This window comes from Erwinia sp. QL-Z3 (assembly GCF_004551645.1).
Lineage (GTDB): Bacteria > Pseudomonadota > Gammaproteobacteria > Enterobacterales > Enterobacteriaceae > Erwinia > Erwinia billingiae.
Genome location: NZ_CP037950.1, coordinates 122,896 through 145,782 on the forward strand (window position 1 = coordinate 122,896; position 22,887 = coordinate 145,782).

The window sequence follows — 22,887 nt, forward strand, 5'->3', positions numbered from 1 at the left end:
ATTCCCCCCAGGGAGTTGCTATAAAAATGCGACTTCTCTCACTCTTTTGCCTGATTTGAGCAATACTTACCGTCTCGCTCGTCTTTTGCCAGACACAAGGGAATTTTTATGTCTGTAGCCTTATCCCATGCCCAGCAACTTGCTGAAATCCGTGGCCGTATCCTCAATCTGCTGTTAAATGACGGCGATCTGGTCGATACGCTGCTTGAACGTCCGCTAAATGAAACACCTGCCGAGGCCCGGGCGCACGAGGAACAGGCGGAAGAGATCAGGCAGTATATTCCCCTGCTGCACGCTGCGGATATTGCTGACCTGCTGGAAGCCCTGCCGGAAGATGAACGCCTGGCATTGTGGCATCTGATTGACACCGAGCGCCGCGGGATGGTGCTGGTCGAAGCCTCTGAAAGCGTCTGGGACAGCCTGATCGAAGAGATGAGCGACCGCGATTTGCTGCGCGCCATCGCCCCGCTGGATATTGATGAGCAGGTTTACCTGTCAAAATATCTTTCGCGGGATTTAACCGGCCGACTGCTGACCTCCTTGGATCCGGCGTTACGCTCCCGCGTGCTGGAAGTCATGGATTTCGATCGCGATCGCGTCGGTCGCATCACCGACTTCAAGCTAATCACCATGCCTGCCGACGTAACCCTTGCCACCGTGCAGCGTTACCTGCGGCGTAAAAAATCCATTCCCGATGGTACCGATAAGCTGTTTATCACCGATGAGCACAACACCCTGTTAGGTGAGCTGGCGCTGACTGACATTCTGCTGAACAAGCCGAAGAAGATGGTTCATGAAGTGATGAACGACAAACCGACCACCTTCCGCATCGATGATAAGGCGGAAGATGCCGCCGGGGCCTTCGAACGTTATAACCTGATCTCTGCGGCGGTTATCGATGCCAAGGGCAAGTTAATGGGCCGCGTGACCATTGAAGATGTGGTCGACCTGGTCAACGAAGAGAACGACAGCAACATCCGTAAAATGGGTGGGGTAAACCCGGATGAGGACGTGTTCGCGCCGGTCCGTAAATCGGTGCGCACGCGCTGGACCTGGTTGGCCGTTAACCTGTGTACCGCGTTTGTCGCCTCACGGGTGATTGGATTATTTGAAGGCACCATTTCGCAAATCGTCGCCCTTGCGGCACTGATGCCGATTGTCGCGGGCATCGGCGGCAATACCGGTAATCAGACCATTACTATGATTGTCCGTGCTCTGGCATTGCACCAGGTCGAACCGGGCAACTTCTCCTTCCTGATTGGCCGTGAGCTTGGCGTCGCGCTGATTAACGGAGTGTTCTGGGGAGGCATTATGGGCGGCGTCACCTGGGCGATGTACGGCAATCCGGCGCTGGGCGGCGTGATGATGCTGGCGATGGTGCTGAATCTGTTGCTGGCCGCGTTAATGGGCGTGCTTATCCCGTTGATGATGACCAAATTCAAAAGGGATCCCGCAGTCGGTTCCAGCGTATTAATCACCGCGCTGACCGACACCGGCGGCTTCTTTATTTTCCTCGGTCTGGCGACGATTTTCCTGCTCCACTAACCGGTCTGGCTCCGCCCAGCAGCCTGATAACGGACATAAAAAAGCCCGCGATTACGCGGGCTTTAGTTTCAACGTTCAGAACGGGTTAGCTGAGCGCTATTCCCACTCAATCGTCGCCGGTGGTTTACCTGAAATATCGTAAACCACACGGGAGATGCCGTTGATTTCGTTGATGATGCGGTTAGAGACGCGGCCGAGGAATTCATACGGCAGGTGCGCCCAGTGCGCGGTCATAAAGTCGATGGTCTCTACCGCACGCAGAGAAACAACCCAATCGTATTTACGGCCATCGCCCATCACGCCAACGGAACGCACTGGCAGGAAAACGGTGAACGCCTGGCTGACCTTGTTGTACAGGTCGGCTTTATGCAGCTCTTCAATGAAGATGGCATCCGCACGACGCAGCAGGTCACAGTACTCTTTCTTCACTTCGCCCAGCACGCGAACACCCAGGCCTGGACCCGGGAACGGATGACGGAACAGCATGTCGTGAGGCAGACCCAATTCCAGACCGATTTTGCGCACTTCGTCTTTGAACAGCTCTTTCAGCGGCTCAACCAGACCCAGCTTCATCTCTTTCGGCAGTCCACCCACGTTGTGGTGCGACTTGATCACGTGCGCTTTGCCGGTGGCAGACGCAGCAGACTCGATCACGTCCGGATAGATGGTGCCCTGCGCCAGCCATTTCACGTCCTGCAGCATGGTGGCATGCTCGTCGAACACTTCAACGAAGACGCGACCAATGGTCTTACGCTTCGCTTCAGGTTCGTCGATGCCAGCCAGCGCATCAAGGAAACGGTCTTCAGCGGCAACGTGAATGATGTTCAGACCGAAGTGGTCACCGAACATATCCATTACCTGCTCGGCTTCGTTCAGACGCAGCAGGCCGTTATCCACGAACACGCAGGTCAGGCGGTCGCCAATGGCGCGGTGCAGCAGCATCGCGGTCACAGAGGAATCCCCACCGCCAGACAGGCCGAGGATGACTTTGTCGTTGCCCACCTGCTCACGCAGACGCTCAACGGTGTCTTCGATGATTTTTGCCGGTGTCCACAGCGCTTCACATTCACAGATATCGCGAACAAAACGCTCCAGCAGACGCAGGCCCTGACGGGTATGCGTCACTTCCGGGTGGAACTGCACGCCGTACAGACGCTTCTCTTCGTTGGCGATAATCGCGAACGGACAGGAATCCGTGCTGGCAACGGTGACGAAATCAGCCGGGATAGCGGACACTTTGTCGCCGTGGCTCATCCAGACATCCATCAGCGGCTTGCCATCTGCGCTCAGGGAATCTTCGATGCCACGGGTCAGTGCGCTCTGCAAGGCAATTTCAACCTGTGCATAGCCAAATTCACGCTCGTTAGAGCCTTCCACTTTGCCACCCAGCTGCATTGCCATGGTCTGCATGCCGTAGCACACGCCCAGCACCGGCACGCCCGCATTGAAGACATACTCAGGCGCACGTGGGCTTGCGTGCTCGGTGGTGCTTTCCGGGCCACCAGAAAGGATGATGCCGTTCGGGTTGAACCCGCGGATCTGCTCTTCGGTGACATCCCACGCCCACAGTTCACAGTAGACGCCCAGCTCACGCACGCGGCGTGCAACCAGCTGCGTGTACTGCGAGCCGAAATCAAGGATCAGAATGCGATGTTTATGAATATTTTCCGTCGTCATTGGGCTATTCCAGGGCGATATAACAAATTCAGGGAGAAGGAGTAAAACGCCCGGCTAAGCCGGGCGTGGGGTTCAGCGATGTTATGAACCCATACGGTAGTTCGGGGACTCTTTGGTGATCGTCACATCGTGAACGTGACTTTCCGAAATACCGGCGCCGCTGATGCGGACAAATTCTGCTTTGGTGCGCAGGTCGTCGATGGTAGCACAACCGGTCAGACCCATACAGGAGCGCAGGCCACCCATTTGCTGGTGAACGATCTCTTTCAGACGGCCTTTGTAAGCCACACGGCCTTCAATCCCTTCCGGTACCAGTTTGTCCGCCGCGTTGTCGGTCTGGAAGTAACGGTCAGAGGAGCCTTTGGACATTGCGCCCAGCGAACCCATGCCACGGTAGGATTTGAATGAACGGCCCTGATACAGCTCGATTTCGCCCGGAGATTCTTCGGTACCCGCCAGCATGGAGCCAACCATGACCGCGCTTGCACCTGCCGCAATCGCCTTAGCGATATCACCCGAGAAGCGGATACCGCCATCAGCGATAACCGGAATCCCGGTGCCTTCCAGCGCTTCAACCGCGTCAGAAACCGCAGTGATCTGAGGCACACCGACGCCGGTCACGATACGCGTGGTACAGATGGAACCCGGACCGATACCGACTTTCACTGCGCTGACGCCAGCTTCAACCAACGCCAGTGCGCCTGCACCGGTCGCCACGTTGCCGCCCAGGATCTGCAGATCGGGATATTTCGCACGGGTTTCACGGATACGTTGCAGAACGCCTTCAGAATGGCCGTGTGAGGAGTCAATCAGCAGCACGTCAACACCCGCAGCCACCAGCGCATCAACACGCTCTTCGTTGCCGGCACCGGCGCCAACCGCAGCACCAACACGCAGACGGCCATGCTCGTCTTTACAGGCGTTAGGTTTACGTTCGGCTTTCTGGAAGTCTTTCACGGTGATCATGCCCAGCAGATGGAATTTATCATCCACAACCAGCGCTTTCTCTACGCGTTTTTCGTGCATTTTGTGCAGAACTACTTCGCGGGCTTCGCCTTCGCGAACGGTAACCAGACGGTCTTTCGGGGTCATTACCGCCGAAACCGGCAGGCTCAGGTCGGTCACGAAGCGCACGTCACGACCGGTAATGATACCGACCAGTTCGTTGTCGCCGTTCACCACCGGGTAGCCTGCAAAGCCGTTACGTTCGGTCAGCACTTTCACATCGCTCAGCGCGGTGGTTGGCAGAACGGTCTGCGGATCGGTGACCACACCACTTTCATGCTTCTTCACCTTGCGAACTTCTTCCGCCTGGCGCTCGATTGGCATGTTTTTGTGGATAAAGCCGAGTCCACCTTCCTGTGCCAGTGCAATAGCCAGACCGGCTTCGGTCACGGTATCCATAGCAGCGGAAAGCATTGGGATGTTCAGACGGATAGATTTGGTAAGCTGGGTGCTGAGGTCAGCCGTGTTTGGTAAGACTGTGGAGTGAGCAGGAACGAGCAAAACGTCGTCGAAAGTCAGGGCTTCTTTAGTGATTCTTAGCATGGCAATATCTCAACCTCAGGGTGAATGAGAACTTGTAAAATATTGCCGAGGCATTATACAGGCCGTAATCGATTGCCTCCAGCATTATTTACGAAAAGTTCTTGATCCCGCCAGTCAGGCCTGTAGTATCGGTCAATTAACCCTCTGATTTAAAGTTTGATCTTCATCACATGTCGCTACCGCCATCAGCCAATATTTTTACCGTCAGCCGTCTCAATACCACAGTGCGCAAGCTGCTGGAGATGGAAATGGGCCAGGTCTGGCTGAGTGCTGAAATCTCCAACTTCTCGCAGCCCTCTTCCGGTCACTGGTATTTCACTCTGAAAGACGATGGTGCCCAGGTGCGCTGTGCGATGTTCCGCAACAGTAACCGGCGCGTCACCTTCCGGCCGCAAAATGGCCAGCAGGTGTTAGTCAGAGCAACCATCACCCTGTATGAACCGCGCGGGGATTACCAGCTGATTGCCGAAAGCATGCAGCCCGCCGGTGAAGGTCTGTTGCAACAGCAGTTCGAGCAGTTGAAGCAGAAGCTGATGAGCGAAGGGCTTTTTGAACAGAGCCATAAACAGCCGTTGCCGGACCCGGCCCGTCAGGTTGGGGTGATAACCTCGTCCACCGGCGCCGCGTTACATGACGTCCTGCGCGTACTGCATCGACGCGATCCCTCGCTGCCTGTCGTCATCTACCCTACCCCGGTTCAGGGCGGGGATGCGCCGGCCAGCATTGTTCGCGCCATTGAAACCGCCAACGCCCGTGCCGAATGTGACGTGCTGATTGTGGGACGCGGCGGCGGCTCTCTGGAAGATCTGTGGAGCTTCAACGACGAGCGGGTTGCCCGCGCGATTTACGCCAGCCGCATTCCGATTGTCAGTGCCGTTGGCCATGAAACCGATGTGACCATCGCCGATTTTGTTGCCGACCTGCGGGCACCGACGCCTTCTGCTGCCGCCGAGCTGGTGAGCCGTAACCAAATCGAACTGCTGCGTCAGCTGCAATCTCAGCAAACCCGGCTGGAAATGGCGATGGATTATTACCTCGCGCAGAGGAGCCGGACCTTCACCCGCATTCAGCATCGTTTGCAGCAGCAGCACCCGCAGTTGCGCCTGGCCCGTCAGCAGACCGCGCTGATGCGTCTGCAACGCCGTCTGGACGACGCAATGCAGTTACGAGTGCGTCAGGCTGGCCGTCAGCAAGAACGCGCTGAGCAGCGTCTGAGCGCGTTTCAGCCGCAGGCGCGCATCCATCGCGCTCAGCAAAACCTGCAGCAGTGGCAGTACCGTCTGCAACAGGCGATGCAGCAGCAGCTGAATGGCGGAAAACAGCGCTTCTCAACGCTTACCGCGCAACTTGAGGGCGTCAGCCCACTGGCGACGCTGGCGCGTGGGTTTAGCGTCACCACGGCCCAGGATGGCCAGGTGGTGAAAAAGACCCGCCAGGTGCAGACCGGCGACACGCTGAAAACCCGGTTAGATGACGGTTGGGTCGAGAGTGAAGTCACTGCCGTAACCCCGACTAAAAAACCGCGCAAGCCGAAAAATCCCGCATCCTGATTGCCATGCCGCCTGATTAACAGGTGGTACTGACTTCACCGCACAACTCTCCCCTGGCGACTATACTTTTCGCATACCCATCATCGACCAGGGAGCTTGGTATGCACTATGGCGTTATTCCCCCTTACATCCTGCGCAAAATAATCGATAACGGTTCCGGGCAGCAGCAAAGCTGTGCGCGCAATACGTTAGTCCACGTTCAGACGCTGATGGCCGAGAACTGGATCAAACCTGAAGGCACAACAAACGCCACGCCCGGCGAGGTCCAGCGGGAAATTTACGATTCAGAACAGACGCAAAATCTGCCCGGTACGCTGGTTCGTCGCGAAGGCCAGCCCGCAGGCAGCGATATCGCCTCGACCGAGGCGTATGACTATCTTGGTTTTACCTATGATTTCTTCTGGCAGGCCTACCAGCGCAACTCGCTGGACAATCAGGGCCTGACGCTGAAAGGCACCGTCCACTATGGTAAAGACTATCAAAATGCCTTCTGGAACGGTCAGCAGATGGTGTTCGGTGATGGAGACGGCGAGATATTTAATCGCTTTACCATCGCGCTGGATGTGGTCGGTCATGAACTGGCACACGGCGTCACCGAAACCGAAGCCGGATTGATTTACTTCGAGCAGGCTGGTGCGCTAAACGAATCGCTGTCGGATGTCTTTGGCTTGCTGGTGAAGCAATTTCATCAAAAGCAGACAGCCGACCAGGCCGACTGGATTATTGGCGAAGGCCTGCTGGCCGACAAAATCAAAGGCAAGGGCCTGCGATCGATGTCAGCGCCCGGTACCGCCTATGACGACCCGTTATTAGGCAAGGATCCGCAGCCCGCCGACATGAAAGGCTACATTCAGACCCGCGATGATAACGGCGGTGTACACCTCAATTCCGGCATTCCAAACCGCGCATTCTATCTGGCGGCAAAAGCGCTGGGTGGCTATGCATGGGAACTGGCCGGATACGCCTGGTATGACACGGTCTGTGACAAAACCCTGCCGCAGAATGCCGATTTCAAAACCTTTGCCGGTTTTACCATCAAGCATGGTCAGAAACGGTTTAACAAATCCGTCGCGGAAGCGATTGAAGAGGCCTGGAAACAGGTTGGCGTACTCTGATGGACAGCTTGCCGGAACTGAGCGATGACGCGGTGATTGATGTGGCGCGTGAAGGAGGCTTTGCTTATATCCCTAAACTGTCGGGACCGCGACGCATTGCGCTGGCACAGCTTAGCGGGCCTCAGCGTGAGCATGTGTGCAATGTTTTGCGCCAGGCCATGCCGCTGGCCGAATCGCCGGCAGAACAAAGCCGGGCCGGGCAGGGCGATCAGCGCTATTACCGCATCGAGATCAGTTATGCCACGCCCGATCGGCTGGGTAACATCGTGATTATCATTGCCGAAGATCAGGCACCGCCGGCGTTGGTACAGCTCTGGCAGGACGGGCAATAGCCCTGACACGCAGGCAATAAAAAAGCCCCTTCAGTGATGAAGGGGCTTTGGTTTTTCAAGCCTTCAGAGGTTTCCCCCGCAGGACTTACTTATCCAGTGCGTAAGCAATCACGTAGTCGCCACGGTCTGGAGACTGACGGCCACCGCCTGCAGAAATCAGGATGTACTGCTTCCCGTTCTCTGGTGAGACGTAGCTGATTGGCGTACCCTGGCTACCCACTGGCAGACGCGCTTTCCACACTTCTTTACCGGTTGCGGTATCGAAGGCGCGCAGGTAGTAATCCTGAGTACCGGCAATGAACACCAGACCGCCCTGAGTGGCCATGGTGCCGCCCAGTGTTGGCATACCAACTGGCATCTGTGCATGCATTTTGATACCAAACGGACCGGTATCCTGCACGGTGCCGACCGGCACCTGCCAGACGATTTTCTGGGTGTTCAGGTCGATTGCAGACAGCGTACCGAACGGTGGCTTCTGGCAAGGGATGCCCAACGGCGACATGAAGCGGTTTTTGTTCACTGCATACGGCGTGCCTTTCATCGGCACCAGGCCCATACCGGTGTTAACGGCTTCACCGCCGTTGTTCACCGCGCCATCTTTCGCCGGTGCCGCAGCAACCATCTGCTGCCACAGGCCCAGACGCATATCGTTGACGAACAGGTAGTTATGGTTTGGATCGGTAGACATGCTACCCCAGTTCATTCCGCCCAGAGAGCCAGGGAAGCTGAGGGAGATATCGGTGCCTGGCGGGGTATAAAGCCCGTTATAGCGCATCGATTTGAAGCTGATACGGCATGCCAGCTGATCGAACGGCGTTGCACCCCACATGTCAGACTCTTTCAGCGTTTCGTTGCCGATCTGCGGCATGCCCACTGAACGTGGCTGAGTTTTGGAATACTGCTCGTTCGGGATATTAGCCGTCGGAACCGCCTGCTCTTCCACTTTGGTCAGCGGCTCACCGGTCAGACGATCGAGAACGTAAATCTGACCAGATTTGGTGCCGATCACCACGGCCGGTTTCTTGCTGCCATCTTTCATCGGGAAGTTGACGAGGCTTGGCTGCATTGGCAGGTCGAAGTCCCACAGATCGTTATGCACGGTCTGGTAAACCCACTTCTCTTTACCGGTCGTTGCATCAACGGCCAGAACCGCTGCACCGTATTTGTGGTCAAGCTTGGTACGGTTAACGCCCCACAGATCGACAGACGAGCTGCCCATCGGGATGAACACGGTGTTCATGTTCGGGTCGTAAGACATCGGTGCCCATGAGTTAGGCGTGCTGCGGGTGAAGTGTTCGCCCGGCATCAGGATCGCATTTGGATCGTCTTTGCCTGGATCGAATGCCCAACGCATTTTACCGGTGATCACGTCAAAGCCACGCATTACGCCGCCAGGCATATCGGTGCTGACGTTATCCGCCACACGTCCACCCACCACGACGGTGCTGCCAGCCAGCGTTGGCGCTGACGTCAGGACGTAGCTTGGGTCTTTTGCATCGCCCATACCTTCACGCAGGTCAACGGTGCCGTTCTTGCCGAAGTCAGCACAGAACTGGCCGTTATCGGCATCCAGCGCAATCAGACGGTCATCAATGGTGTTCATCAGAACACGACGCTGACAGGCAGCACCTGCAGGCAGGTTAACCGGTGCCGGCGCGTTTGAACCCGGCGCAGCAGGCTGCGTCAACGGTTTGGTCGCGTCGAAGTAAGCCAGACCACGGCAGCGCATCCAGACGGAGGATTTCGCGTTGATGTCCGCTTTCCAGATCTGCTTACCGGTATCCGCCGCAACGGCAATCACGTTGTTGTGCGGCGTACACAGGAACACGGTGTTACCAACCTGCAGAGGCGTCTGCTGATCTTCCGCACCATTGCCGTCCGGGCTCAGTGGGATATCACCGGTGTGGTAGGTCCAGGCAACTTTCAGATCCTTCACGTTATCGCGTGTGATCTGGTCCAGCGCCACAAAGCGGCTACCGCCAGGGGTATTACCGTAGTTGTCCCAGTCTTTCTGCTGCTGATCTTTCGCAACAGGAACCAGTGGCAATTCCTGACCGTTTGCCACGGTAGGATGCGGCTGGAACATCTGCACCAGCGTGGCCACCAGGCCAACCACCAGTACCGCAGAGATCGCGTAAGCCGGTTTAGCCGCTGATGATTTGCCTTCGCGCTTGCGCAGGGCTGGCAGCGTAATCATCGCCACCAACAGCAGGCCGGCCAGCGTCATCAGACGGGAAACCAACGGCCAGAAATCCATGCCCGCGTCCTGCACGGCCCAGATAGCCGAGCCAATGAACACCAGCGCGAAAATCGTCACGGCAGAAGATTTGCGGCGGAAGAATTGAATCGCGGAAAGAACGGTGAACACGCCGGCAATAACGAAATACCAGCTACCGCCCAGTGAAACCAGTTTCCCGCCACCAATCACAAAGAAAAGGCCGGTCGCCAGCAGGATTAACCCGAGCAATACGCACCACAAGCTCAGCCATTTTGATGGCCGGGCATTCAGTTGAGACATGGTAAAAATACTCCTGAACAAAATAGGGCTTCAGCACAATCTTCATTTTGCATCTGTACCGCAAACACCAAGGTTGGCAGGTAGCGGAGGGCGATGAACATTATTCTTAAGTCACTAAACTTATTAACAATTCGATACGGGCTGTCCCCGTCCTGTGTTAGCCAAAGCCCCTGACGACGCCTGTTGCAGGCGGTGAGGCTCTGAAATAACGGCAAAATTGTACCACGTGGTTCGTAAAGGAATAAACACAAACTTAACAAACTTCACACTTCTGGCTCTTTTTGGCAAAAGCAGATAGCACGCCTAGAAAGCGGAAGAAATAGTTCAGCGCCACAATTATCCATTATAGCTGAAGTGATTTTTTTGATATTCGGAGGCGGGAATAAAATAAAGGGAATAAAAAAGGGAGCCAGGCGGCTCCCTTAATATCTGTTTTACTTTTTCTTCAAATGGCTGATTAAACGCTTACGTTTGCGCAGCTGATTTGGCGTCAGCAGGTTACGTTTACCTTCGTACGGGTTATCGCCTTCCTTAAACTGGATACGGATTGGCGTGCCCATCACTTCCAGCGAACGGCGGAAGTAATTCATCAGGTAGCGTTTGTAGGAATCCGGCAGATCTTTCACCTGATTACCGTGAATCACCACAATCGGCGGGTTATATCCCCCGGCGTGAGCATATTTCAGCTTCACACGGCGGCTACGAACCAGCGGCGGCTGATGGTCATCAGCCGCCATGTTCATGATGCGGGTCAGCATAGAGGTGTTCACGCGGCGCGTGGAACAGTCATAGGCTTCGGTGACCGATTCAAACAGGTTGCCGACACCGCTGCCATGTAAAGCAGAGATGAAGTGTACGCGCGCAAAGTCGATAAAGCCCAGACGGAAGTCCAGCGTCTCTTTCACTTCATCACGCACTTCCTGTGACAGGCCATCCCACTTGTTGACCACAATCACCAGCGAGCGGCCGCTGTTGAGGATAAAGCCCAGCAGCGACAGATCCTGATCGGAAATGCCTTCGCGGGCATCGATCACCAGCATAACCACGTTGGCGTCTTCGATAGCCTGCAGGGTTTTGATTACCGAGAATTTCTCAACGGTCTCCGTCACCTTGCCACGCTTACGTACGCCGGCGGTATCAATCAGGATGTATTCGCGGCCGTCGCGCTCCATCGGGATATAGATACTGTCACGGGTGGTACCCGGGGCATCAAACACCACCACGCGGTCTTCGCCCAGAATGCGGTTAGTAAGCGTTGACTTACCGACGTTAGGACGACCGACGATAGCCAGTTTGATCGGCAGATCCAGCGGGTTGAAGTTGTCTTCAGCTTCCGCTGCTTCGATTTCACCCTGCTCTGCCGCTTCCAAATCAGCCCAGTAAGCAGCGTTCTCTTCTTCTTCCGTCAGCGGTGCAGACTCTTCCACGACTTCGCGGTAAGGCTCCAGCACATCTTCCAGCAGGCTTGCGACGCCGCGGCCATGAGAAGCAGCAATCGCATGGATCTCGCCCAGGCCTAACGAATAGAAATCCACCACGGCAGAATCAGGATCCAGACCGTCAGTTTTGTTCGCCACCAGGAAAGTCGGTTTTTCGCGCGAGCGTAAATGCTGGGCGATAGCGATATCAGCAGGCATCAGGCCGGCACGGGCATCAACCATAAACAGCACCACATCGGCTTCTTCAATCGCCAACAGGGACTGCGCGGCCATGCGCGTTTCCACACCCTCTTCGTTACCATCAATACCGCCGGTATCGATGCAAATAAACTGCTGCCCTTCGACCTCGGCACGACCATATTTACGGTCACGCGTCAGTCCAGGAAAATCCGCCACCAGCGCATCTCGCGTATGCGTTAAACGGTTAAACAGGGTGGATTTTCCCACATTGGGACGCCCGACCAGCGCGACCACAGGTACCATATTGAAGCCTCATGACAAAAATTAAGCGCCTGACATACATACTATTCATGCACGACAAACAAAAAGAGTGCTGACGCACACGCAGGCTGAAGGCGTAGAGGATACCACGCCCAGAGAAAAACGAAACGGCCCCTGACGAATCAGGAGCCGTTTAAGACCAGAACAGCGGGTGGAAGTTAGCGGGTAAACGCGTAAACTTCGCCGCCTTTTGCCTGGATCAGTAACTTATCGCTGGCGACGACCGGTTCAGTCTGGAAACCAGAGCTGTCGACGTTCTGCTGAGCAACGAAACGACCGTCATCGGTATTAATCCAGTGCAGATAGCCTTCGCTATCGCCGACAACCAGATAGCCATTGTACAGCACAGGCGAGGTCAGGTTACGGTGCAGCAGATCGCTCTGACGCCAGATGGTCACGCCACCTTCGGTGTTCAGGGCAACCACACGGTCATCCTGATCGACCAGGTAGATACGGCCGCCATCAACGATCATATCGTGCACGGAGCCAATTTCACGCTTCCACAGGATCTGACCAGAACGCAGGTCCATCGCGGTCAGGTTGCCGTTGTACGCCAGGGCATAAACCACGCCATTGACCACCACCGGCGTAGTATCCACGTCAGACAGGCGATCGATTTCCGTGGCGCCGCTTGGCTGGGAAATACGCTGCTGCCAGATAATCTGGCCCTGGTTCATCATCACGGCGCTCACGCGACCGTTATCACCGCCAACAATCGCCGCACCAAAGGCTGCCGTAGGCGCAGACTCACCGCGCAGGGAAAGCGCCGGCACGTCGAGGTTCACAGACCACTTAATGGCACCGCTGGTCTGATCCAGACCCTGCAACATGCCGTTACTGGTGTGAATCAATACCAGGCCATCGCTGACCACCGGACGGGACAGCACTTCGCCGGCCGCCTGGGTCTGCCAGGCAACGGAACCGTCACTGGTGTTCAGGGCATAGACCTGAGCACGTTCGCTACCGAGGTAGACATGACCACCGTCAACTGTCACGCCGCCTGAAATCAGCGCAGGACGATTGCTGGAGAAGAAGCCGGTTTTTTCTGACAGGTCAACTTTCCACTGTTCTTTACCGTCGCCCGCGTTCAATGCTTTCACAATGCCATGGCGATCGGCGGCATAAACCGTACTGTCTGCCCAGCCTGGATGCAGGTTGGAGTAGTAATCACCTACACCATCACCTACTGAGGTGCTCCAGACTTTTTCCGGGGTAAACTGATTTTCAACTTTTGGTAACGGTGACATTTTGACGACGTCTTCTTCACCGCTAAACCATGAACATCCGCTGAGCAAAGTGACTGAAATCAGTCCCGGCAGAAGTATCTTACGCAATTCCATGAAATCCCTCTTGAGCCTGTGGAGGCAATTTTATACCGCGGGTAAACTTAGCCGGGTAAATTATTCATTTTCATCTGCAGCATCTCTTTCAGCGCCGGAGACGCGTCAGAGTCAATGCCTTTGCTCCAGGCATCGTGGGCGCCTTTGGTGTCGCCTTTGCTGAGCAGGGCTTCACCACGCACGTCAGCCACGATAGCTGTCCAGCCGTCACCTTTGATTAAATCGAGGGTTTTTACCGCCTCATCAGGTTTCTTCTGCTGCAGCTGAATACGCGCCAGGCGCAGATTCAACACGGCTTGCAGGTTCGCGTCTTTAGTATCTTTCAGGCCGCTTTGAAGCTGGGCTGCGGCTTGATCCAACTGGTTGCCGTCGGCGTAGCGCTTGGCCACGTCCAGAGAAGCCAGCGCACCGTAGGTGTTGCTGTTTTCACTGGCAAATTTGGCCGCAGCGGCCAGCGTTTCTGGCTTGCTGCTGTCCAGCGCGCCAGACACCTGCTGATAAGCTGCGGAGGTTTCACGGCTGCTGCCATCTTCATGGCTGCTCCAGTAGCGCCAGCCGGCCAGGGCACCAATACCAATAATGACGCCGATAACCAGTGCTTTACCGTTCTGGGCAAAGAAACCGCGTAACGCATCAACCTGTTCGTTTTCGTTGCTATAGACTTCCACGCAAACCTTCTCCTTTAAAACCGCGATACCGCTTTTGGCTTATTTCAACATCGCTGCCAGTGTGGCTGCAGCATCACGTTGCGCCAGCGTCTGTTGCTCGCCATTGCGCAAATCTTTAATAGTCACCTGCCCGTTGGCAACTTCATCTTCGCCAAGCATCAGTGCAACGCGAGCGCCCCACTTGTCCGCACGGGCGAACTGCTTCTTGAAATTACCGCCGCCGAAGTTAGTCATTAACTTCAGTGTCGGGTCTGCATCACGAATCTGCTCGGCCAGTTGCATCGCGGCTGACTGCACGCCTTGACCCGAAGCGATAACATAGACATCGACAATTCGCGTCGGTTCAAATTCCGGATTAACTGCCTGAACCAGCAGCACCAGACGCTCCAGCCCCATCGCAAAACCGACGGCTGGGGTCGCACGACCGCCAAGCTGTTCAACCAGACCATCATAACGGCCGCCGCCACAAACGGTGCCCTGCGAGCCCAGACTGGTGGTCACCCACTCGAAGACGGTGCGGTTGTAGTAATCAAGCCCGCGCACCAGACGCTGGTTAACGGTATAGGCAATACCCGCTGAGTCCAGCAGTTCACACAGGCCAGCAAAGTGCTCGCGTGATTCAGCGTCCAGATAATCGCTCAACTCCGGTGCCGCGTTCAGCAACGCCTGAATATCCGGGTTTTTGCTGTCCAGCACACGCAGCGGATTGGTGTACATACGGCGCTTGCAGTCTTCATCCAGCACGTCCTGATGTTGTTCCAGGAAAGCGATCAGCGCATCACGATAGTTAGCACGCGCCTCCAGTGAACCAATTGAGTTCAGCTCGAGCTTAACGTGTTCAGAAATGCCCAGCGCTTTCCACCAGCGCGCGGTCATCATGATCAGCTCAGCATCAACGTCAGGGCCCTGAAGACCGAAGACTTCCACACCCATCTGATGGAACTGGCGATAACGGCCTTTCTGCGGACGCTCGTAGCGGAACATCGGTCCCACATACCAGAGACGCTGCTCCTGATTGTACAGCAGACCATGTTCGATACCGGCACGTACGCAACCTGCCGTGCCTTCCGGACGCAGCGTCAGGCTCTCACCGTTGCGGTCTTCGAAGGTGTACATCTCTTTTTCAACCACGTCGGTGACTTCACCGATGGCGCGTTTGAACAAAGGGGTCTGCTCTACAATCGGCAGGCGGATTTCACTGTAACCATAGCTGGCCAGCACCTGCTTGAGGATCTGCTCAATGCGTTGCCATACGACGGTTTCCGCGGGGAGGTAATCATTCATGCCACGGATAGCCTGGATATTCTTCGCCACTTTTTTTCTCTTCTTAACTCTGGGGCTGGTTAAAAGGGCCGGGACAGAAAGTCAGTAAACTCTGTCCTCCGGCCTTCGGGCCAACCCGTAAATGCGATTTATTTTTCTAACTGCTGGATAGCAATGCGGCGGCTTTCGTCCATCATCGTGGCTTTAGCACGGATGCGGGCTTCCAGCTGATCGATCATGTCGTTGTTATCAAGACGTTCACGCAAGCGCACGCCGTCTTCATATAAGCCACTTTTCTTGTTGCTACCGGTGACGCCAAGGGTGGAAACCAGCGCTTCACCCGGGCCATTCACCACACAGCCGATAATGGAGATATCCATCGGCGTCACAATATCTTCCAGCCGCTGCTCAAGCTCATTCACCGTGCCAATCACATCAAATTCCTGACGTGAACAGGTTGGGCAGGCAATGAAGTTGATACCACGTGAACGAATGCGCAGGGACTTGAGGATATCGAAGCCGACTTTCACTTCTTCCACCGGATCGGCGGCTAACGAAATACGCAGCGTATCGCCAATGCCTTCTGAGAGCAGCAGGCCAAGACCGATGGCAGATTTCACTGAGCCAGCACGCATGCCACCGGCTTCGGTGATGCCAAGGTGCAGTGGCTGATCGATCTGCTTAGCCAGCAAACGGTAAGACTCAACGGCCAAAAACACGTCGGAGGCTTTAACGCTGACTTTAAACTGATCGAAGTTCAGGCGATCCAGATGATCGACATGACGCATGGCAGATTCCAGCAGGGCCTGTGGCGTAGGTTCGCCATACTTTTCCTGCAGGTCTTTTTCCAGCGAGCCGGCGTTCACGCCAATGCGGATAGGGATGTTGTAGTGACGCGCGCAGTCCACAACCTGGCGGATACGCTCATCATTGCCGATGTTACCTGGGTTGATGCGCAGGCAGTCAACGCCGTATTCGGCAACCTTAAGGGCAATGCGATAGTCGAAATGGATGTCAGCAACCAGCGGGACATTGACCTGCTGTTTGATCAGGCGAAAAGCCTCAGCGGCGTCCATGGTAGGAACAGAAACGCGAACAATGTCGACACCGACACGCTCAAGCGCTTTGATTTGATTGACCGTCGCCGCCACATCGGTGGTTCGCGTGTTGGTCATGGACTGAACGGCTATTGGTGCACCATCGCCCACTGGCACCTTGCCGACGTAAATGCGCGTAGATTTGCGACGGATAATGGGTGCTGCGTTATGCATAGTCTTCTTTCTCCACAATTACTCGCGATCAGAAAGATGCGTTATTGCGCACCGACTGTCAGGCGAGCAACCTGGTTGGTACGGATGAAACGACTCAGATCGACCGGCTGGCCCTGATACTGGATCTGAACGGCGCCCGGCGCACCAATCTTCAGACGATATGGCGCTTTACCGGCGAGGCTGAGTTTACCACCACTACGCTGCATTCCGCTGAACAGTTTTTTCCCTGTTGCATCGGCGACTTCCAGCCAGCAGTCTTTATCGAAGCTCATCACCAGCGCATTGCCGTCGGCAGCAGGCGCGCTAACGCCTGCAGATCCGGTTGGCATCTGGCTGTTGGCCGTGTTGTCCACTGGCGCCTGAGAAGGCGAAACGGCAACAGGCTGTGAAGAAGCCGCGGCATTATTTGCCGGGGTCTGAGTTGCCGCAGGTGCGCTGGCTGCTGCTGGCGCCGAAGCTGATGGCGTCTGGGCTGAAGCGTCAGCAGGAACACTTTGAGCGGCCGAGTTATCGGCCGGCGTGTTGTCATTGCTGCTGTCACCCAGCGGGATCGACTGGCTATTATCGCCACTGGTTCCCGCGTTCTGATCGGCCATCGACACCAGATCGTCCTGAGCAGCCTTGTGGTTTTGCCACCACCAGGCGCCGGTCAATCCGACGACAACAAACAGGACCAGCCAGGTGAAAATCATCAACCAGCCATCGCGTTTTTTGCGACGTTTGCCCAAAGAAAAACTCTGCATCGGCTCCACTTTGGCAGCACGAACAGGTGAATGCTTAGCCATCATCGGCAGCAGTTCATCTTCAGGTACGTGTACCAGACGGGCATAAGAACGGATATATCCCCGCAGGAAGGTCGACGCCAGATCGGCAGGCGACTTGTCCTCTTCAAGATCACGGACGGTGGAAAGTTTCAGGCAAAGGCGTTCAGCAACGTTCTGCTGAGTCAGTCCCATTTGCTCACGGGCACTGCGCAGGCGCTGGCCTGTTGAATTTACTGCTGAGTTATCTTGAGTGGCTTCAGTATTCATTAGCTAAATAATGCAGGTGCTGTATCGATTGTGGAAAATTTCGCGCCAACTGCGCCCCGGCAAGCTTTACGCCTTCGGGTTGCTGCGCCAGCGCGGCGAAGCGAATCTCTAACCACAAACTCTCAGCCGTGGCTGAAAAGTTGCGTTGATAAACATCTAAAAGGAGCCGCGATACCTCGCGCTCATTCTTTCCAAATCGCCTTTCGGCTTCTGCCAGCAGAGCCTTTCCCTTGTCGACAGCGTTTTGTGTTGCCTCAACCAATGCTGTCCGTGCCCTGTCCTGTTCCCCCGCAAGGAGGTAGCAGTAACCGGCATTTTCACGCGCATCGGCAAGCACGCCGTTTTCAGGTAATTCAGCGGCTTTGCTGAACTGCTGCTGAGCCGCATCATACTGCCCTAAACTACAGAGAAACGCACCGTAATTATTGATTACATCACGGTTTTGTCCTGCCAGCAGCAGAGCCTTCTGATAATGCTCGCTGGCGGCAACCGGGTTATCCGATCGCTGGTAAAAACGCGCTATCGCCAGCTGAACACGATAATCCGTCGGTGCAAGCACCACGGCCTGATGCAGATTGCGCCCGGCAGCAGATAAATTATCGCGGGCCAGATAATCCAGCCCCAATTGTAGTCGGGTCTGCAGCAGTTCATTGCGTTGCGATGACGAGTGGCAGCCTGCTACAAGCAACAGTGCCAACCAGAACGGGAATCCTTTACCCATGCAACCTCCTGATTTGAGTTAAGCGTATGGTACGCTTTTCACATCAGGGCGGACAGCACGGGTCACTGCCAACGTTCAGGTTTCAGAGCGCTTTCACAGAAATCGCTTCACCGGCCATTTTTTTACGCAAGGTACGCTTGGTACGGTCAATCACTTCCCCGGCCAACTGTCCGCAGGCCGCATCAATATCATCACCGCGCGTCTTACGCACAATAGTGGTAAATCCGTAATCCATCAACACTTTAGAGAAACGATCGATGCGACTGTTCGAACTGCGACCATAAGGAGCGCCCGGGAAGGGGTTCCATGGGATCAGGTTGATTTTGCATGGGGTGTTTTTCAGCAATGCCGCCAGCTCGTGTGCGTTATCGGTGCTGTCATTCACATGATCCAGCATCACGTACTCAATGGTCACACGGCCCTGATTGGCATTGGACTTAGCAATGTAACGGCTCACCGAGGCTAAAAACGTCTCGATATTGTACTTTTTGTTAACCGGCACAATTTCGTCACGAATTGTGTCGTTTGGCGCATGCAGGGAGATCGCCAGCGCCACGTCAATCATGTCGCCCAGCTTATCCAGTGCGGGAACCACGCCTGATGTGGATAGGGTGACGCGACGCTTGGACAGACCGAAACCAAAGTCATCCAGCATGATTTCCATCGCCGGAACAACGTTGTTCAGGTTAAGCAGCGGCTCGCCCATACCCATCATTACCACGTTGGTAATAGGGCGCGTACCGGTGATTTTAGAGGCACCGATAATTTTTGCTGCACGCCATACCTGGCCGATAATTTCAGACACGCGCAGGTTACGGTTGAAGCCTTGCTGCGCCGTCGAGCAGAATTTGCATTCCAGCGCGCAGCCCACCTGGGAAGAGACGCACAGGGTGGCGCGGTCTTTCTCCGGAATGTACACGGTTTCGACCTGCTGACCGCCAACGGTGATTGCCCATTTGATGGTGCCATCGGTCGAGCGCTGCTCGGTTGCGACTTCAGGTGCGCGGATTTCAGCAACTTCTTTCAGCCTGTTGCGGAAAACCTTATTGATGTCGGTCATCTCGTCGAAATCATCACAGCAGTAGTGATACATCCACTTCATCACCTGATCGGCGCGGAACGGCTTTTCGCCCATGCTGGCAAAAAACTCGCGCATTTGCTGACGATTCAGATCGAGCAGGTTGATTTTTTCTGTTTTTGGCGTGGCAATGACAGGAGATTCGGACGACGGACTCACAATTAGTTCAGACATAATATTCTCGGGCCTCGTTATTACACGTTATGGCTCTGGGGGAATGGAAGGTAAAGTAATGCGCCCCTGACAGCCAGGCTGGTCAGGGGCGCATTATCATACAAGCGTGTAGCGACAGGTTAAAGCGCGTCTGCAAAATAAATTGTAAACGCCCGGCGCTATTCGCCCTGTAGTAACGATCTTAGCGGGTGCGTGGGCAAACTTCACCTTCGCCGAAGAAATAGGCGATTTCACGGGCAGCAGATTCAGCAGAGTCAGAACCGTGGGTCGCGTTCTCGGTGAAGCTGTCAGCGTAATCTGCACGCAGAGTACCTGCCAGTGCGTTAGCTGGGTTAGTTGCGCCCATCAGGTCACGGTGACGCTGAACGGCGTTTTCGCCTTCCAGCACAGAAACCACAACCGGACCTGAAGTCATGAACTCTACCAGACCGTCGAAGAACGGTTTGCCCTGGTGTTCAGCGTAGAAACCTTCAGCCTGCTCTTTGCTAAGGTGCAGCATTTTGCTGCCAACGATTTTGAAGCCAGCGCTTTCAAAACGGTTGAAGATGGCACCAATAACGTTTTTTGCCACCGCGTTCGGCTTAACGATAGAAAAAGTACGTTCGATAGTCATATGGACCCCTGTTTGATGTCGAGTTTGGCCGGTGAAAAGGCTCCCCGGCCTGGAAAATGGCGCCGATTATAGGGGGCATCGCCGCCCTTGCCTATCGGAGATTCAACAATTTAATAAAAAAATGCGATCTATAAACCCACAATTATTTAGCGGTTTTATCGCATTCAAGCGGAATCACTCCACAGTAAAAGTTGCCGAGGCGACTTGTCCACCCTCATCCAGCACCGTTAGCTGGTAGCTACCGGCTTTACCTAATGACAAATTTACGGTGTCTTGCCGGTTTGGGCGCGGAAGCGCACTGCCGTCCAGGAACCACCAGCGTTGATTTCCGCGGCCTCCCTGCGACGTGACGTTCAGATCCAGCTGACTTTTACCTGGCAGACGATGCAACAGCTGACCACTGCGAACGCCCGTCAAAATCAGAGGAACCGCACTGCCGTTATCCAGTGGCGGACAGCGGGGATCCACTGCGGGAAACCGCTGTTGCCGGCGCTCAGACACCGGCAGCCAGGGTTCCAGCGGTAATGGCCACAACACCACATTTACCCCCTTCGCCTGCGGGCAATCCGCTGCCACGCGCAAGCCTGCAGCATTTATCCATACTGGCTGTTGCAGCCCTGCCAGGTTTTCCTGTCCTTCCGCCAGTAAAGTGGGCGGTGTCGTCCCTTCCAGAATCCAGCTTTGCTTACGCTGCCGGCAATTGCTGTCGCCTTCAGGTAACGCCTGCCCACCCGGCCAACACAGCGATCCGGCGGAGACCGTCGCAGGACGCGGTTCGACGGGTAACCAGTTACCGCGAAAACCGGGTGAGGTCATCAGCAAATTATTGATTTGATTCAACACCGGTACGGCGCTGGCAAAGCCAAACTGCCCGGCAACCGGTGTTCCATCCGGACGGCCAACCCACACGCCGATCAGATAACGAGGATTGACGCCGATGGCCCAGGCATCCCGGTAGCCGTAACTGGTCCCGGTCTTCACCGCCAGCGGGACAACGCCCGGTAACAGGTTGTCTGCTAAGGGTTTGGCCTCCCCGGCAAGGATGCGCCTGACGATCCACGCAGCGCCGGGAGAGAGTAACGGCCTTTCCACCAGCGGTTGTTCCGGCATAAAGCGTAATCCTGCCGCCAGCCCGTTGCGGGCAAAGGCACTGTAGGCCGCAACAATCTGATCCATTCGCGCGCCGGTCCCACCTAAAACTAAGGACAGGTTTGGCTCCGCTGCCGGCGGGAAACGCAACGTCAGGCCCACATTGCGCAAGCTGGCAGCCAGAAACTTCGGCCCGACCGCCTCCAGCAGCTGCACCGCAGGCAAGTTCAGCGAACGGGTCAGTGCTTCGCTGGCGCTAACGGCGCCGTGAAATCCGGTATCAAAATTTCCCGGCCGGTAATCACCAAAACGGCGTGGGACATCCTGCAACAGCGATTCCGCGGCGATCAGCCCCTGATCCAGCCCCATGCCATAGACGAAAGGCTTCAGAACCGACCCCGGCGAGCGGATGCTGCTGATCATATCCACATGGCCGAAGCGGCTGTCATCGTCCAGATCGACCGAGCCCAGATAGGCCCGCACTTTCATCGTGGCATGATCGACCACCAGGACAGCCATTGAGGTGCGCGGCGGTAGCTGGCTTTTCCAGCCTGACGCCAGCGCCTCTATCTGCCGCTGCAGTGCGGCATCGACCGTTGAGACGATCTTTTGCTGGCTGGACATCGCCAGTAAACGGCGGGATAGCAGTGGGGCCAGCTGTGGCATCTGCCTTGGCGCCAGCCAGACAGGCTCCGGATAAATCTCCTCAACCAGCTCTTTCGGCCAGACATGCAGAGCGACCATTCTTTCCAGTACTTTATTACGCGCGGCCTGAGCCCGCTCTGGCCAGCGATCGGGCCTCAACCAGCTCGGTGCCTGTGGCAACACCGCCAGCAATGCGGCTTCGCTTTTGGTTAGCTGCGAGGGAGGCTTACCCAGCCAGGTCCAGCTTGCTGCGCCGACGCCTTCTACCGTGCCACCAAAAGGCGCACGGTTGAGATACAGCGTCAGAATGTCACGCTTGGACAGATGCCATTCCAGCTGCATGGCGCGCCATGCCTGCCAGAGCTTGCCGGTAAAGGTTCTCGGGTGGGGATCAATCAGTCGGGCAACCTGCATCGTTAGCGTGCTGCCGCCTGAAACGATCTCACCTCCGCTCAGATCCTGCCAGGCTGCCCGGATAACCGAGAAGGGATTAATACCCGGGTGATACCAGAACCAGCGGTCTTCATAGGTAAGTAACGCTTGCAGGTAATCAGGGGAAACGTCTTCTGGCGTAACGGGATAACGCCAGACGCCCTGGGCATCAGCAAAGCGCCACAGCGGCGTGCCATCTTCCGCTACAACCACTCGCGCTGGCTGCAGCTCCTTCAACGGCAACGGCCACAGGCGATCCGCCAGTACAAGCAGCAGCACAACGGCAATCGGCACCATCAACCAGCGGGTATAGCGTAATAGCTTATTCATTGGTTAG

At 55.7% G+C, this 22,887-nt stretch carries 17 protein-coding genes; 4 read left to right on the forward strand and 13 right to left on the reverse strand.

Annotated elements, in window-relative coordinates:
* Positions 1–108 precede the first annotated feature (108 nt).
* Complete coding sequence (gene mgtE, locus E2F51_RS01295; protein WP_134822560.1) at positions 109–1,545, forward strand: magnesium transporter; 1,437 nt, start codon at positions 109–111, stop codon at positions 1,543–1,545.
* A 96-nt stretch (positions 1,546–1,641) separates the two neighbouring features.
* On the opposite strand, the gene guaA is transcribed toward mgtE, so the two are convergent.
* Both guaA and guaB read right to left on the reverse strand, forming a co-directional pair.
* Positions 1,642–3,222, reverse strand: a complete 1,581-nt coding sequence (guaA, locus tag E2F51_RS01300; protein ID WP_134822561.1) for a glutamine-hydrolyzing GMP synthase — start codon at positions 3,220–3,222, stop codon at positions 1,642–1,644.
* Between the two features lie 81 nt (positions 3,223–3,303).
* A complete protein-coding gene (gene guaB, locus E2F51_RS01305) occupies positions 3,304–4,770 on the reverse strand; it encodes an IMP dehydrogenase (protein WP_013203383.1) in 1,467 nt (488 codons plus the stop codon).
* A gap of 170 nt (positions 4,771–4,940) precedes the next feature.
* Between guaB and xseA the strand changes: the two genes are divergently transcribed.
* The 3 genes from xseA (at position 4,941) to E2F51_RS01320 (ending at position 7,767) form a co-directional block, all read left to right on the forward strand.
* Positions 4,941–6,320, forward strand: a complete 1,380-nt coding sequence (gene xseA, locus E2F51_RS01310; protein ID WP_134822562.1) for an exodeoxyribonuclease VII large subunit — start codon at positions 4,941–4,943, stop codon at positions 6,318–6,320.
* Positions 6,321–6,421: 101 nt separating this feature from the next.
* Positions 6,422–7,435, forward strand: a complete 1,014-nt coding sequence (locus E2F51_RS01315) for a M4 family metallopeptidase (RefSeq protein WP_134822563.1) — start codon at positions 6,422–6,424, stop codon at positions 7,433–7,435.
* The gene (locus tag E2F51_RS01320) at positions 7,435–7,767 is read left to right on the forward strand and encodes a protealysin inhibitor emfourin (RefSeq protein WP_013203386.1); all 333 of its coding nucleotides are present in this window, start codon (positions 7,435–7,437) and stop codon (positions 7,765–7,767) included. Before E2F51_RS01315 ends, E2F51_RS01320 begins: the two co-directional genes overlap by 1 nt.
* Positions 7,768–7,852: 85 nt before the next feature.
* On the opposite strand, the gene E2F51_RS01325 is transcribed toward E2F51_RS01320, so the two are convergent.
* The 11 genes from E2F51_RS01325 to pbpC form a co-directional block, all read right to left on the reverse strand.
* Positions 7,853–10,285 carry a glucose/quinate/shikimate family membrane-bound PQQ-dependent dehydrogenase gene (locus E2F51_RS01325; RefSeq protein ID WP_134822564.1) on the reverse strand — a complete coding sequence of 811 codons (2,433 nt, stop codon included), beginning with the start codon at positions 10,283–10,285 and terminating at the stop codon, positions 7,853–7,855.
* A gap of 434 nt (positions 10,286–10,719) precedes the next feature.
* Entirely contained in the window at positions 10,720–12,207 is a 1,488-nt protein-coding gene (der, locus tag E2F51_RS01330) for a ribosome biogenesis GTPase Der (protein ID WP_013203388.1), read from the reverse strand.
* Between the two features lie 176 nt (positions 12,208–12,383).
* Entirely contained in the window at positions 12,384–13,565 is a 1,182-nt protein-coding gene (gene bamB, locus E2F51_RS01335) for an outer membrane protein assembly factor BamB (protein WP_013203389.1), read from the reverse strand.
* Between the two features lie 47 nt (positions 13,566–13,612).
* The gene (locus E2F51_RS01340; protein ID WP_013203390.1) at positions 13,613–14,233 is read right to left on the reverse strand and encodes a YfgM family protein; all 621 of its coding nucleotides are present in this window, start codon (positions 14,231–14,233) and stop codon (positions 13,613–13,615) included.
* A 39-nt stretch (positions 14,234–14,272) separates the two neighbouring features.
* A complete protein-coding gene (hisS, locus tag E2F51_RS01345) occupies positions 14,273–15,547 on the reverse strand; it encodes a histidine--tRNA ligase (protein WP_053144532.1) in 1,275 nt (424 codons plus the stop codon).
* Between the two features lie 98 nt (positions 15,548–15,645).
* Complete coding sequence (ispG, locus tag E2F51_RS01350) at positions 15,646–16,767, reverse strand: flavodoxin-dependent (E)-4-hydroxy-3-methylbut-2-enyl-diphosphate synthase (protein WP_013203392.1); 1,122 nt, start codon at positions 16,765–16,767, stop codon at positions 15,646–15,648.
* 41 nt (positions 16,768–16,808) lie between these two features.
* Positions 16,809–17,798, reverse strand: coding sequence for a cytoskeleton protein RodZ (gene rodZ, locus E2F51_RS01355; protein ID WP_013203393.1), 990 nt, complete (start codon positions 17,796–17,798; stop codon positions 16,809–16,811).
* On the reverse strand, positions 17,788–18,519 hold the full coding sequence (gene pilW, locus E2F51_RS01360) for a type IV pilus biogenesis/stability protein PilW (protein ID WP_013203394.1): 732 nt from the start codon (positions 18,517–18,519) through the stop codon (positions 17,788–17,790). Before pilW ends, rodZ begins: the two co-directional genes overlap by 11 nt.
* A gap of 82 nt (positions 18,520–18,601) precedes the next feature.
* Positions 18,602–19,771, reverse strand: a complete 1,170-nt coding sequence (locus E2F51_RS01365) for a bifunctional tRNA (adenosine(37)-C2)-methyltransferase TrmG/ribosomal RNA large subunit methyltransferase RlmN (protein ID WP_013203395.1) — start codon at positions 19,769–19,771, stop codon at positions 18,602–18,604.
* A gap of 181 nt (positions 19,772–19,952) precedes the next feature.
* Positions 19,953–20,384, reverse strand: a complete 432-nt coding sequence (gene ndk / locus E2F51_RS01370; protein ID WP_013203396.1) for a nucleoside-diphosphate kinase — start codon at positions 20,382–20,384, stop codon at positions 19,953–19,955.
* A 174-nt stretch (positions 20,385–20,558) separates the two neighbouring features.
* Positions 20,559–22,880, reverse strand: a complete 2,322-nt coding sequence (gene pbpC / locus E2F51_RS01375) for a peptidoglycan glycosyltransferase PbpC (protein WP_134822565.1) — start codon at positions 22,878–22,880, stop codon at positions 20,559–20,561.
* Positions 22,881–22,887: the final 7 nt, after the last annotated feature.

Excerpts from the sequence above, each read along its gene's own strand:
- mgtE (WP_134822560.1), top strand. The coding sequence starts at position 109 with ATGTCTGTAGCCTTATCCCATGCCCAGCAACTTGCTGAAATCCGTGGC.
- guaA (WP_134822561.1), bottom strand. The coding sequence starts at position 3,222 with ATGACGACGGAAAATATTCATAAACATCGCATTCTGATCCTTGATTTC.
- guaB (WP_013203383.1), bottom strand. The coding sequence starts at position 4,770 with ATGCTAAGAATCACTAAAGAAGCCCTGACTTTCGACGACGTTTTGCTC.
- xseA (WP_134822562.1), top strand. The coding sequence starts at position 4,941 with ATGTCGCTACCGCCATCAGCCAATATTTTTACCGTCAGCCGTCTCAAT.
- E2F51_RS01315 (WP_134822563.1), top strand. The coding sequence starts at position 6,422 with ATGCACTATGGCGTTATTCCCCCTTACATCCTGCGCAAAATAATCGAT.
- E2F51_RS01320 (WP_013203386.1), top strand. The coding sequence starts at position 7,435 with ATGGACAGCTTGCCGGAACTGAGCGATGACGCGGTGATTGATGTGGCG.
- E2F51_RS01325 (WP_134822564.1), bottom strand. The coding sequence starts at position 10,285 with ATGTCTCAACTGAATGCCCGGCCATCAAAATGGCTGAGCTTGTGGTGC.
- der (WP_013203388.1), bottom strand. The coding sequence starts at position 12,207 with ATGGTACCTGTGGTCGCGCTGGTCGGGCGTCCCAATGTGGGAAAATCC.
- bamB (WP_013203389.1), bottom strand. The coding sequence starts at position 13,565 with ATGGAATTGCGTAAGATACTTCTGCCGGGACTGATTTCAGTCACTTTG.
- ispG (WP_013203392.1), bottom strand. The coding sequence starts at position 16,767 with ATGCATAACGCAGCACCCATTATCCGTCGCAAATCTACGCGCATTTAC.
- rodZ (WP_013203393.1), bottom strand. The coding sequence starts at position 17,798 with ATGAATACTGAAGCCACTCAAGATAACTCAGCAGTAAATTCAACAGGC.
- pilW (WP_013203394.1), bottom strand. The coding sequence starts at position 18,519 with ATGGGTAAAGGATTCCCGTTCTGGTTGGCACTGTTGCTTGTAGCAGGC.
- E2F51_RS01365 (WP_013203395.1), bottom strand. The coding sequence starts at position 19,771 with ATGTCTGAACTAATTGTGAGTCCGTCGTCCGAATCTCCTGTCATTGCC.
- ndk (WP_013203396.1), bottom strand. The coding sequence starts at position 20,384 with ATGACTATCGAACGTACTTTTTCTATCGTTAAGCCGAACGCGGTGGCA.
- pbpC (WP_134822565.1), bottom strand. The coding sequence starts at position 22,880 with ATGAATAAGCTATTACGCTATACCCGCTGGTTGATGGTGCCGATTGCC.